Source organism: Priestia sp. RMT2NF4 (assembly GCF_047872835.1).
GTDB classification, from domain to species: domain Bacteria; phylum Bacillota; class Bacilli; order Bacillales; family Bacillaceae_H; genus Priestia; species Priestia zanthoxyli.
Genome location: NZ_JBLQZO010000001.1, coordinates 1,657,149 through 1,668,702 on the forward strand (window position 1 = coordinate 1,657,149; position 11,554 = coordinate 1,668,702).

An 11,554-nucleotide genomic window follows, 5' to 3' on the forward strand; every position below is an offset into this window, starting at 1 on the left:
ATTACTAATCTTGCCCAAACATACTATTTCAAGATAAAAACTTCTACTTAGGGTTTTTTCTTTTCTCAATATACCGAACAAAAATAAGTTATCTGTAGTGTAACACATAGTAGGATTGATAGCAAACAAGAAAAATATCCCCTTCAACAAGTTCTACCTATTCATCTTTCCCCTACCAAGACTTATGGTAGGCATATGTAGCATAGCTTATAAATGCTCGAGCATATTGAATATGTATATATCTCCATTTATTATAGCTATTCATGATAATTCACTATTTAACCTTTCTTATAAATAAAGGATATATGTAATCCAAAAAACACCTGTTAACTTTACTGAATTATAAAGAGGCTATTGGGATATTCTAATTAGGGAAGAAGGAAAACAAGTTATTGATTACATCTAATCATTACAAAGCTTCTTACATTTGGGATGAGGTGTCTACAGCAGGCCTATTTCAGAAAACCTTATTGTAAATCGATGTATGTTTGATTCATAAGGGGATGGTAGTCATGAACGTAGTAAGAATATATATAATGGGTAGACAATAATATTCATTTATCACTATACAAATGAGGTGTTTGTCCCAGACCAAGAACGATTTCGTTCACATTGTATATTTTTTTAGTTCAATGCTTAAATGAGGTGTTTGTTAAAGAGAATATACTTTTTCAAGTGACTGTTTCATTAGGCAATGGAATTACGTAAATGAGGTGTTCCTTAAAGATCATATGCTGCATTAAAAGCTGATTTTTCCTTCTTCACATGACGGGATGCATAATCGTTTGCATCTCGTTTTTGTTATACATACTATCTAAGGTATACTTGTTTATTTGTATGTAAGGCTTCCATTAAGGTGTACAGAGTTTTCTACATAGGCTTTCTTTAATTGTATCCGTACCCTGTTACTCAGTAATCATCACCGTAATCTACTGTGACAGACACCTCTTTTTTCTTCTCTTTACCATTAGCATATCCGTGGACTAATGCTGTACTTAAATCTTCTCCACCTAAAAATTCAACATCTTTGGGAACAAAATCAATGTCTTCTTCGTCTTTCATATACGTAGCCGCTACCGCTAAAGCAAGTTTACTAATTTCCTTCTTATCCATTTCAATGGATGGTTTATGAAGGAACAAAATGAGGTTAAGCGGTTTAATCGATGTTCGCTTTGTATAGTGATCCAAAATAAAAAAATAGCCAACGTAAAAAGCCACTTGTATAAAACAAATGGCCTTTTGCTACGTTAGATATGAGACTTTTATTTTTCTATACAAAGATTACTCTGAGTTTGTTTGGTCTGTTTTCGTTTAGATAGAACGTTGTCGGCAACAATTACTACGACAGAAACGGCAAGAGCAAAAGCACCAATCCAAGGAATATAATTCAACAATCCATTTTTGACAGCAACACCACCGATACCAGCTCCAGCTGCCATTCCAAGTTGTCCAAAAGCACTGTGTAAACTAAGCACAATGCTTGCTGCAGCAGGAGCAAGGCTTATAAGCTGAAATTGTATTGGCGCGCCGGAAGACCAAGCTGAAAGCGCCCAGAAAATAAGCAATACATAGAAAAGAAAAGCAAATTGACCGATAAACGGAAATAGCAATAGTGCAATAGCATGGAGTAATATCCCTCCAGTTAATGTACGAAATGATCCCCACTTATCTGTACTAAAACCTCCTAATTTGGATCCAATAGCGCTAGCAATACCAAATATAAAGAGAGCTGTAGTTACCCCTTGATTGCTCATTCCGAATGTATTTAAGAAATACGGTGAAATGTACGTAAATACAATGGAATATGAACCTAACCATAGAAACGTAATGAGCAAGTATGCTGAGATCCGTGGTTTCATAAGAAATTTAAACTGCTCACGCAAAGGTACAGGTTCTTCAGCAACTGTTTTTGGTATAGTAAACGACGCTAAGGCGGTGAAAAGTAATCCTACTACACCAAGCCCAATGAATATTACATTCCAATCATAATGCGAAGCCACAACTCTTCCTATAGGTACACCTACAACCAAAGCAGTACTTTGCCCCGTAACAACTGTAGCAATCGCACCTCCCTGCTTTCCTGGAGCTGCTAAAACTGCAGCAAGGGTTAGAAGCGTAACTTGAATAACACCGGCACTCAGAGCAGAGATGATTCTAGCTGCCATTAGCATTTCATATCCTGTTATAATCGCAATAAGAATATTAATGACAGAGAAAACGGTTAAAGCATAGACAAGCAGTTTTTTTCGTTCCAGTCGAGCAGTCATAGCAATTAGAAAAGGTGTCCCTGCTCCAAAAGCTATTGAGAACACAGTAATTAGCTGTCCTGCAGATGAAACTGAAATGTTATTGGCCTCAGCAATTCTGTCTAAGATTCCGGCAATAACATATTCTGATGTACCATTAAGAAAACTAATGGCAGCTAATAAATAAATTTTCCATATATTTGACAAAATAAATCACACCTTTTGTTTTTATATTTCGGTATTTCTAGAAATACAGATTTAAGTTCGTAAATTAACCGAGTGTTTGAAAAGTTAACTGTAAAGAGCTGATCTTTGCGCGTAGACAAAGTGACCTTTACAGTTTCTTAAAAAATGTTTTATAAAGGTGACACACCATGAATTTAACGCGCTTATGATAACGATAAGTGATTTGCTTTAGCCTTTTTATCTAAAGTACCAGTAATGGATATACTCAGAATTTAGATGAGGATACCTATTAAGCACTTTAGCCATAATCCAGACAAGAAAAATCATACCTCTTATTTCTATATTTCCTTAAGTATAGAAATAAGAGAAATTACTCCATCACATATGGAGCATACTTTCCAATTAACTCACGGTCTAGGCTGTAGTATATATATGTTCCTTCTTTGTAAGTACTCAGAAGTCCGCAATCAGTTAATTGTTTTAAGTGATGGGATAAAGTTGATCCAGCAATTGATTCAAGTTTTGTCCCAATATCCGAACAACATAAATTTGCTTCATTAGCAAGCAACCGAGCAATTTTTAATCGTGTTGGTTCACCGAGTGCTTTATATATTTTTATCGCCTGCTGTAACTTCGAGTTATTCTCCATTGTTAGCACCCCGCTTTCCTAAATCAATTAGATACATCATATGAGTACAAGCTAACATTACAGTAGCAAATACACTATTGAGATCTCATTTGCTAAAGCCAAATGCACTTTAAAAATAAAATCCTCAAAACAGTACTATAAGCACAAATGAAAATAATTTATTACAATCGCTAATCCTAATTATCTTCGGTTAATTTCTTGAAGTTTAATTCTCTTTCATGATACATTGGATTCTAATACAAATGAAATGCATATTAATTATACAGGAGATAACAAAATTGATATGAACAAATCACAAATTGAACTTATTGTCCGGATATCAGAAACAGGAAGTTTTACAAAAGCCGGTGAAGAGCTACATATGACACAACCTGCGGTAAGTCGCGCTGTAGCAACAATTGAATCGCAACTAGGAACGAAGTTAATCAAGAGAGATAAGAAGAACGGATTATCTTTTACAGATGTAGGAGAGCGCATATTAATTACTTTTAGAACAATCCTGAGTGAATTACAAAAAGTAGATGAATTAATTGTGGCTGAACAGGGGTTAGAAATTGGGAAGGTACACATCGGCGCTTACCGAACTGCTTGTACTAGGTTTATTCCTAAGATCATACGTACAATGGAAAGTCAGTATCCTGGTATAGAAATCAAGCTTTCGGAAGGTAATGTAGATCAAGTCAAAGAGTGGTTACGTTCCAAATGCATTGATGTAGGAATTATTATTCCTCCTGATAAAGATTTTGATACCGTACCTTTAATTAAAGATCAACTGATTGTACTTATGCACTCAAGCCATCCTTTATCTCAGAAAGAAACAATAAGTATTCCTGACCTACAAGGTGAAGATATACTAATTGGAAAATGCGGTTATGAGGTACAAATTCATGCTTTATTCAACGAGTATAACTTGACTCCTAAAGTACGGTTTGAAATGGATTATATAGAGACAGGATTAAGTATGATACAAGAAGGGTTAGGAATTACCATTACAACGAAACAAAATATTTGGTGGTTGCCAGACCAAGTCGTTTTTCGTGAATTAAAACCAGATACGTTTAGAGATATCAATATAGCAGTGCTAGATATGAAAGATACATCCAAAGCAACAGATGCCTTTATTCAAACAGCTCTCACTCTTTTTGCTCAAGAAGATGCTTAAATAGCACTTAAAGAAACATGTGTTGCTATTTAGTGCATATAAAAAAGACAGCCGGTTGATTCAAAAAGTGGCTGTCTTTTTTATTTCTACTATTTTTAATCGTTGTTAATCAAACAAAAAGATGATGGAAGAATCCGTATACGATCCTGATTAGAGAAAGGAATATTCAGTAACACCGCTTATTGTATACCGTTATATACCTTGTTTAACAATGTCTTTAGTTGAGTATTTTCTTCATCACTTAATTGACGCGTGACGAAGAGGTCAGCGTCTTTAACTAAAGGTGAAAGAGTTTTCTTTAACTCTTCTCCCTTTTCTGTAAGAAATAGATAGTGTAAGCGACGATCTCGTTCACTGTACATTCTTTTTATGAGTCCTTTTTCCTCCATCGCATAAATCATTTCTACAATAGTTGTTTGTTTCTTATCAATTGCTTCTGCTAGTTCTGTTTGGGTTATCCCTTTGTGAGAGTCTAGAACACTAATGATGCTCCATCGTACTGGAGTCATGCCATAAGGTTTGAGCTTTTTCTTGAAATAATTCATTGCTCTTACATCTGTACGATGAATAAGATGGCTTGTTAAATCATGTAAATCCATAACGTCACCTCAGAAAGATAGAAAAATATGTATTAAGAATCGAGTAATATAAGTCTTTATTAGTAGGCGATACCCACGCGTGATTCTATATAATCGCTACTATTTTTCTGACTAAATGTATTCATGGGACCCCCCTCTTGCACACAGTAATATCACTCTATACTTTAAAAGTTGTTATATAGGCTTTTTCAAAAGTTAAAATAAAAACCACGATTTACTTCGTGGTTTTTATTTCACAGGTAGACCCTCTGCTTTACCCCTAGCTGGTTTTGTGATTTTCCATCCTAATAAGATGGCAATGAACCCTATAATTATAAGAAGATATAACGTCGGAACAAAACTTCCTAGATAATCATGAAGAAATCCAATTATGAACGGGCCGACTGCACCGATCATATATCCAATTGCTTGAGTCATTGCTGACCAAGTACTTGCTTCCATAGGGGAAGATGCCATATCTAATGGTAACAACAAAGTTAGCGACACAAGACCACCGGCACCAATCCCTAAACATATACTTGAAACGATAGGTGTTACGTTTGTAAAACATAACAGAGATAAACCAATTATTATACTTAAGGTAAAGGCTGTAATCCAAAACCTTCTGCTCGGTAGCACTTTTAAAAGACTAGGTAATAAAAAAGTAGCTGGTAGCTGTGCAATCATAGCAATTGTACCTACAAGACCACCAAATGCTGGCGTCCACCCTTTTTCCTCTACAATGGCTGGTAGCCATGCTGAAAAACAATAAAACAACAGAGTTACAATCCCTACAAAAGAAGTTAATAACCAAGCTTTTTTATTTTTTAACGGTAAAGAAACCTTTGTCTTTTGTGAAAAATTACTTGCAGGAATACGAGATTGTTTTATCACCACAAGCCAAATTGGAATAGCGAGTAGAGCAAGAATACTCCAAAATGCTAATCCATTTTTCCATGAATGATTGAACCAGTGTTGAAGTGGTGTTGTTAACCCAATAGAAATAGATGCACCCACTACCATTGAAGTAGAGTATATGCCTATCACCGATGCTGCCTTGTCTGGAAAATGACTTTTAATGAAACCAGAAAGCAAAGGGCTTACAACACCAATTCCTGCACCAATTAATAAAGCCGTTATTAACAGGTAAATTGAGGAATTTGCAAAGGCCCTTAGAAACGTTGCAATACCTATGCAAGTTATAGCAAAAGTAATCATCTTCTCTGGTTGATAGCGATTTGCTAAACGACCAGCAAATAACGAACAAAAACCAAAACATACCAAAGGAATGGAAGTGAGCAAACTAGCTAAAGTTGAACTCATACCTAGATCCTTCGTTATTCCATGCAATACTGGGCTAACTGAAGTTAGACCCGGCCTAAGGTTAAATGCAGCTAGTATAAGTGCAAATAGAAACAATTTATTACGATTGACCATACTAATTACCTCCGGTTGATTTCTTGAAACTTAATCCTCTTCCATGGTACATTAGGTTTTATTATAAATAAAATGCATATTAATTATATGGTATATAACAAAAATGATATGAACAAATCACAAATTCAACTTATTGTTCAGATATCGAAAACCGGAAGTTTTACAAAAGGCGGTGAAGAACTACATATGACACAGCCTTAAGTATGGTACAAGAAGGATTAGGAATTACGATTACAACAAAAAGAAACTACTTGTCACTGCCAGAACAAGTAGTTTCTAGAGAGTTAAAGCCCAACACGTTCAGAGAAATTAATATAGCAGTGCTAGGAAAGGTACATCAAAAGAAACGGATGCCTTTATCCAAACGGCTCGTGACCTGTGTACTGATGAAGATGCTTAGATATTTTTATCACTTACCCAATAAAGGAATGCTCCTATTAATGCTCACCATTATCCGGCTTTACCTCTAGTTTCTTCGACATTATAAACTCACTCATATGTTGAAAACCATATAACAGAAGTTGTCTAACAGTCAAAATGGTTACGTACTGAAAAGGATTAATTTTCTTAAGCTTAAAGATGCTGTCCTTTTTTAATTTAGGTACAACTACAAATGTAAATGTAGTATGAATCATAAAGTTTACAGCTATATACAGAGGCAATTTACGGTATGTGGATTTAAGCACCCACATAGATACAGTAAAAAAGGGCCCCCATGTCCACACATCTTCACCAGGAATTTTCGGATGTATACTTTGTTTAAAAGACCAAAAATTCTTTCTCTTAGCATAAGAATTAAGGTATTTAGTTACCATACAAATAGCAATGGATGCTGGAAGAAAACGTTTAAAATCTTTGCCTTTCATAAATGAAAAGCTGGACCAACAAGTGATAACTAACAGTATTAAAAATAGTCTATTCTTTTTCATGATTTTATACACCTCTCTATTTTAAGGTGTACATCTATTCTAAAATTACACAACGAATTATCTTAAGAGCATGCTGCCTAAGGATTATAATATATAATCGGTAAAAATTTGAACAACCTATTGACGGTGTTTTCTTGTACATGTTACCTGATAGAACAACTTGCTAAGAGTGGCAGCAGGTTGTTCTATTTTTCAACTCCAAAGCTTAATTGCTTTAAGTCAATTTAAATCAACGCAATGTTGATTACTATAGCTTTTAAATACGTTCTGTTGCCTCATAGTGATATGCCCAACACTTCCTGAAATTTTCAATTTTTTCTTACCACGTACTTCTAAGGATACTGTCTCTCCACTTGGATATATTAATTCTTGTGGAGGTGATAGTAATGGAAAACAAATACTCTAACAAGACAGCTTCAGGAACAGATGTACAACACGTGAAGCAAAAGAATGCTCAAGCATCTTCTGGCAAATACGGTACGGAATTTGCTAGCGAGACTGACGTACAACACGTTAAACGTCAAAACGCTCAAGCAAACAAAAACCAAAAATAATGTTAAAAGGGTTCTTTCATGCTCGTTGAAAGAACCCTTTGTGATACAAAGTTATTCTTGGGGAAGTAATAAAATCTTCCCTAACTTCCCTTTATTTTTAAAATACACTTGGGCTTCTTTTGCTTTGTCTAAAGGGAAAATTTTATCAATAACTGGTTTAATTTTCCCCTCAGAAATTGCCTTAAGCATATCTTTAAACTCTGCTCTCGTTCCCAACACAGATCCATACATTGTAATATGTTTTAGATACAATGTTCTAAAATCAAAGTTTGTATGCTGACCACCAGCAGAACCTGAAATGCAAAATTTCCCTCCGTTTTTTAAAACTTGAAGAGATATGGAAAACAAAGCATCTCCTACAACATCTAGAACGGAATCGACCGGACCTCCGTTCAGTTCTAAAATGTCTTCTGAAAGAGTATCAGATTTATATGATAATACGTGTGTGGCTCCCAATTCCTTAATTCTTTCTTGATTCTCTAAGTCCCCCGTGATTGCAATAACTTTAGCACCAAAGACTTTAGAGGCAATCTGTACATTTAATGATCCCACACCACCATTTGCTCCAGTTACTATAACTGTCTCACCTGGTTGAGCTTGAATTTGGTTGACCATGTGCCAAGCAGTTAACCCACTTACCGAAAAAACAGCACTTTCTGAATAGCTTGATAGGGGCATGTCAAAGCAAAGTTCAGCAGGCCAAACCACATATTCAGCATAACCACCATCGTATTCTGAACCTATAAAGGACATATCATCAGCAATATGTTCGTACCCTTCTTCTCCGCTAGATATAAAAGGGAATAACACAACGTCTTTTCCCACTATAGACTCCTCTACTAACTTTCCTGCTTTTACTACTTTTCCCGTGATATCAGATCCTGGTGTACGTGGAAACTGGACTCCTTCCGGTCGCCATCCAGATTTTGAGTCAGTACCGTAAGCACCCTCTCTCATCCAAATTTCTGTATTGTTAATAGCACAGGCCTTTACTTTTATAAGAACTTCATTTTCTTTCGGTTCAGGTATAGGAATTTCTACTAGGCTTAATTTACTTACGTCTCCATACCCTGTTACTTGTACAGCTTTCATAGAACAGTCCCCTTCTTTTTTACGAATATAGTTTTTAATATATTTCATACGGCTACGGCTGCTTATAGTTTAGAAAAAAACATGCATATTTCATTATGCACTCTTCTCTCTATTATCATCAAGTTTGGAGTCAGTATACTTTTACGGCCTTTTCTTTTTACTTCTGTTTCGCAATGTCAAAAACCATTGGATCATTAAATTTAGAAATATTAATAAACTCTCTTTTTTATTGTTTTGTAACATGGCGCTACCATATAATAAAAAACACCAGCAAAAGATTTTGCTGGTGGAAAGAGATTATTTATTAGTAAGCGCCTTGTGAATAAGTTAACTCATAGCTATGCGTATAAATTTCAAAAATATTTCCAAATGGATCTTCTACATAAACCATTTTATATGGTTTTTCTCCTGGGTAATATTCTCTGATAGGCATACGTTGTTTACCACCATGTTGCTTAATTTTCTCTACAAGACCTTCAATATCTGGATCCTGAATGCAGAAATGGAAAATTCCTGTTTTCCAATACTCAAAGTTATTTTCAGGTTTTTCATTTTCAGGGAACTCAAACATTTCTACGCCAATTTTATCTCCCGTAGCTAAATGTGCAATTCTGAATTTATCCCAGTCATTTCCAAATACATCTCGACACATTTGACCGATAGGTGTATCATCATTTTCTACATCTGAAGGTTCCATAATAACGTACCAACCGAACACATCAGTATAGAATTTAATTGCCTCATCTAGGTTAGGTACTGAAAGACCAATATGAGAAAATGTTTTAGGATATGTGAACATAATTTATATTCCTCCAATATTTTTAATGATTTTAGTGTTTGCTGTCGAACACATAAATAGTGTATTTCACAATTTTAAATTATGGAAGAACGCACTTTTTTGTAAGAAACTAACCTAAAGGTAAGAAAGGACTGAAGAATGGAATGAGCACTCCGATAGACGATACAGGAAAATTAAAATGTTCTATTGAATATACATTAGGAAAAATAGGTAACAAATGGAAAACGGTGATCCTATGGCATTTAGGCGTAGACGGGACATTAAGGTATAGTGAATTACGTCATTTGTTACCTGGTGTGAGCCATAAAGTAATGACGAAACAATTAAAAGAACTTGAGCAAGATGACTTAATTAATAGGACTCAATACAATACTGTACCACCTAAAGTGGACTATTCCTTAACCAGCAAGGGAAAAACATTAATGCCCATCTTAGACCTGATGCATACATGGGGGAAAGAACATGGAGAGGGTTTTTGATTTGAGAGCTTTGACAAAAATATTTGCCTATCATAAAACACTCTAAATCTTGGTAATCAATTAAAAACTGGTATATAGGAAGCGATACCGTTAGAAGGTAATCTTGTACATATTAAATTAAGTGGTACTAAGGGTTATACAGTATTAGGAAATCTAACTCACCCTTAAAAGTGGTTAAGAGCATCAGAAAATGAGATGGTCGAAAGCTTTGAGTGAAGATTAGAACTTGAATAACGTTATAAAAAAGCAACCTAGGCATTGGCCAATGAACGAAGTTGCTTTTTTATAAGGGTTTGTTCATACGTATCCGAAGTATTGAAATATAAGAATATTACCACTTTATGTAATTAAAGGATATTTTTAATATGTCTATGCATATGAATAAAAGGTGCGCTTTTTATGCATCATCTCTTCAACTACTTGTAAGGAGAAATTCGTCATATCAAGGATGTATAAAAAGCTGAATATTCTATAAAAGTGACCCTTGTAGAACCCTTACTCCCATAAGGGTTCTCTTTTTTCTTGTCTTCTGGAAAGAGGTATTATGTTAACTAATAATGTATGGAGTATACATAGTTAAAAGGATAATGTAATCAACCCCAAAAGCCTTCAAAATGAAGGCTTTTGGGGTTGATGCTAATTTACAATACCAGTTTTATAATAAGGATAATCCATTTGTTTTTGAATCTTTGCTGCAGTTTCTGGTCCATCAATTAATTCACATATATATAGTCCCAGATCTACTGAAGTAGCAACTCCACCACCAGTAATAATACTAGTATCTTTAACAATCCGTTCTTTTTCTACTTTGTCTGTATATTGTTTTAATAAATCAAATCCATTTGGGTGAGTAGTAGCTTTTATATTTGTTAGGAAGCCAGCTGCTCCTAGTAGAAGTGATCCAGTACACACAGAAACTTTATAAGGAACATCTTTTGCTGTTTTTAGCCAGTTAATGAATTCAGGATCATATTGCAAAGATCGGGTACCCATTCCACCTGGCACAAAGATTAAATCATACTCTGATAGGTCTGGTGAAACTTTATTTATTTTAAATGTAATTCCACGGTCATCGCTTATTTCATTACTTAATGCACAAAGATCCCATGTTAAATCTTTTTTGAATCCTAGTGTTTTTAACCGTGTAATGCCATCGTAAAACCCAATAAAGTCTAAAGCTGTTAATTGATCAAAAAGAATAAAACCAACTTTCATTAAATTACACCTTCTTTAACATAGTTAATAATGTAATTTAATTCTCCATATTTTTCTAATACCCTCTTATTCTTTATAATTTGTCATATAACCAGATATATCTGTTCCTATAATATGGATTATGTTGACTAGCTTTTCATTTAGTAGATAGTTATTACCTATTATTTAATTTAATGGTATAATGTGGTCTTGTCATTTTAGAATAGATTGGTGTTGAAATAGCTTTAA

At 34.6% G+C, this 11,554-nt stretch carries 12 protein-coding genes; 3 read left to right on the forward strand and 9 right to left on the reverse strand.

Annotated elements, in window-relative coordinates:
- Positions 1-909 precede the first annotated feature (909 nt).
- The 3 genes from ACMX9J_RS09000 to ACMX9J_RS09010 form a co-directional block, all read right to left on the reverse strand.
- Complete coding sequence (locus ACMX9J_RS09000) at positions 910-1,218, reverse strand: hypothetical protein (protein ID WP_047750201.1); 309 nt, start codon at positions 1,216-1,218, stop codon at positions 910-912.
- Positions 1,219-1,262: 44 nt separating this feature from the next.
- The gene (locus ACMX9J_RS09005; RefSeq protein ID WP_165636283.1) at positions 1,263-2,453 is read right to left on the reverse strand and encodes an MFS transporter; all 1,191 of its coding nucleotides are present in this window, start codon (positions 2,451-2,453) and stop codon (positions 1,263-1,265) included.
- A gap of 349 nt (positions 2,454-2,802) precedes the next feature.
- On the reverse strand, positions 2,803-3,081 hold the full coding sequence (locus ACMX9J_RS09010; RefSeq protein ID WP_034267237.1) for an ArsR/SmtB family transcription factor: 279 nt from the start codon (positions 3,079-3,081) through the stop codon (positions 2,803-2,805).
- Positions 3,082-3,364: 283 nt separating this feature from the next.
- On the opposite strand from ACMX9J_RS09010, the gene ACMX9J_RS09015 reads away from it, so the two are divergent.
- Entirely contained in the window at positions 3,365-4,243 is an 879-nt protein-coding gene (locus ACMX9J_RS09015) for a LysR family transcriptional regulator (protein ID WP_047750197.1), read from the forward strand.
- Positions 4,244-4,422: 179 nt separating this feature from the next.
- Here the strand turns inward: ACMX9J_RS09015 and ACMX9J_RS09020 are convergent, their stop codons facing one another.
- The 3 genes from ACMX9J_RS09020 to ACMX9J_RS09030 form a co-directional block, all read right to left on the reverse strand.
- A complete protein-coding gene (locus tag ACMX9J_RS09020) occupies positions 4,423-4,842 on the reverse strand; it encodes a MarR family winged helix-turn-helix transcriptional regulator (protein ID WP_034267243.1) in 420 nt (139 codons plus the stop codon).
- Positions 4,843-5,070: 228 nt separating this feature from the next.
- A complete protein-coding gene (locus ACMX9J_RS09025; protein WP_047750194.1) occupies positions 5,071-6,258 on the reverse strand; it encodes a CynX/NimT family MFS transporter in 1,188 nt (395 codons plus the stop codon).
- Between the two features lie 437 nt (positions 6,259-6,695).
- On the reverse strand, positions 6,696-7,187 hold the full coding sequence (locus ACMX9J_RS09030) for a hypothetical protein (RefSeq protein ID WP_053001464.1): 492 nt from the start codon (positions 7,185-7,187) through the stop codon (positions 6,696-6,698).
- Positions 7,188-7,573: 386 nt separating this feature from the next.
- Between ACMX9J_RS09030 and ACMX9J_RS09035 the strand changes: the two genes are divergently transcribed.
- Positions 7,574-7,741 (forward strand): gamma-type small acid-soluble spore protein, encoded by a 168-nt coding sequence (locus ACMX9J_RS09035; RefSeq protein WP_033580113.1) that lies wholly within the window; start codon positions 7,574-7,576, stop codon positions 7,739-7,741.
- Between the two features lie 51 nt (positions 7,742-7,792).
- On the opposite strand, the gene ACMX9J_RS09040 is transcribed toward ACMX9J_RS09035, so the two are convergent.
- Positions 7,793-8,833, reverse strand: a complete 1,041-nt coding sequence (locus ACMX9J_RS09040) for a zinc-binding dehydrogenase (RefSeq protein ID WP_047750192.1) — start codon at positions 8,831-8,833, stop codon at positions 7,793-7,795.
- Positions 8,834-9,137: 304 nt separating this feature from the next.
- Positions 9,138-9,632 (reverse strand): lactoylglutathione lyase family protein, encoded by a 495-nt coding sequence (locus ACMX9J_RS09045; RefSeq protein ID WP_047750190.1) that lies wholly within the window; start codon positions 9,630-9,632, stop codon positions 9,138-9,140.
- A gap of 143 nt (positions 9,633-9,775) precedes the next feature.
- Here ACMX9J_RS09045 and ACMX9J_RS09050 point away from each other — a divergent pair, with 143 nt between their 5' ends.
- On the forward strand, positions 9,776-10,111 hold the full coding sequence (locus ACMX9J_RS09050) for a winged helix-turn-helix transcriptional regulator (RefSeq protein WP_047750188.1): 336 nt from the start codon (positions 9,776-9,778) through the stop codon (positions 10,109-10,111).
- A 636-nt stretch (positions 10,112-10,747) separates the two neighbouring features.
- On the opposite strand, the gene ACMX9J_RS09055 is transcribed toward ACMX9J_RS09050, so the two are convergent.
- Positions 10,748-11,326 carry a DJ-1/PfpI family protein gene (locus ACMX9J_RS09055; RefSeq protein ID WP_416225677.1) on the reverse strand — a complete coding sequence of 193 codons (579 nt, stop codon included), beginning with the start codon at positions 11,324-11,326 and terminating at the stop codon, positions 10,748-10,750.
- Positions 11,327-11,554 lie beyond the last annotated feature (228 nt).

What these genes read in the sequence shown, in the direction of transcription:
- ACMX9J_RS09040 (WP_047750192.1), bottom strand. Translation starts at nt 8,833, where the DNA reads ATGAAAGCTGTACAAGTAACAGGGTATGGAGACGTAAGTAAATTAAGC.
- ACMX9J_RS09015 (WP_047750197.1), top strand. Translation starts at nt 3,365, where the DNA reads ATGAACAAATCACAAATTGAACTTATTGTCCGGATATCAGAAACAGGA.
- ACMX9J_RS09025 (WP_047750194.1), bottom strand. Translation starts at nt 6,258, where the DNA reads ATGGTCAATCGTAATAAATTGTTTCTATTTGCACTTATACTAGCTGCA.
- ACMX9J_RS09035 (WP_033580113.1), top strand. Translation starts at nt 7,574, where the DNA reads ATGGAAAACAAATACTCTAACAAGACAGCTTCAGGAACAGATGTACAA.
- ACMX9J_RS09050 (WP_047750188.1), top strand. Translation starts at nt 9,776, where the DNA reads ATGAGCACTCCGATAGACGATACAGGAAAATTAAAATGTTCTATTGAA.
- ACMX9J_RS09045 (WP_047750190.1), bottom strand. Translation starts at nt 9,632, where the DNA reads ATGTTCACATATCCTAAAACATTTTCTCATATTGGTCTTTCAGTACCT.
- ACMX9J_RS09020 (WP_034267243.1), bottom strand. Translation starts at nt 4,842, where the DNA reads ATGGATTTACATGATTTAACAAGCCATCTTATTCATCGTACAGATGTA.
- ACMX9J_RS09030 (WP_053001464.1), bottom strand. Translation starts at nt 7,187, where the DNA reads ATGAAAAAGAATAGACTATTTTTAATACTGTTAGTTATCACTTGTTGG.
- ACMX9J_RS09055 (WP_416225677.1), bottom strand. Translation starts at nt 11,326, where the DNA reads ATGAAAGTTGGTTTTATTCTTTTTGATCAATTAACAGCTTTAGACTTT.
- ACMX9J_RS09010 (WP_034267237.1), bottom strand. Translation starts at nt 3,081, where the DNA reads ATGGAGAATAACTCGAAGTTACAGCAGGCGATAAAAATATATAAAGCA.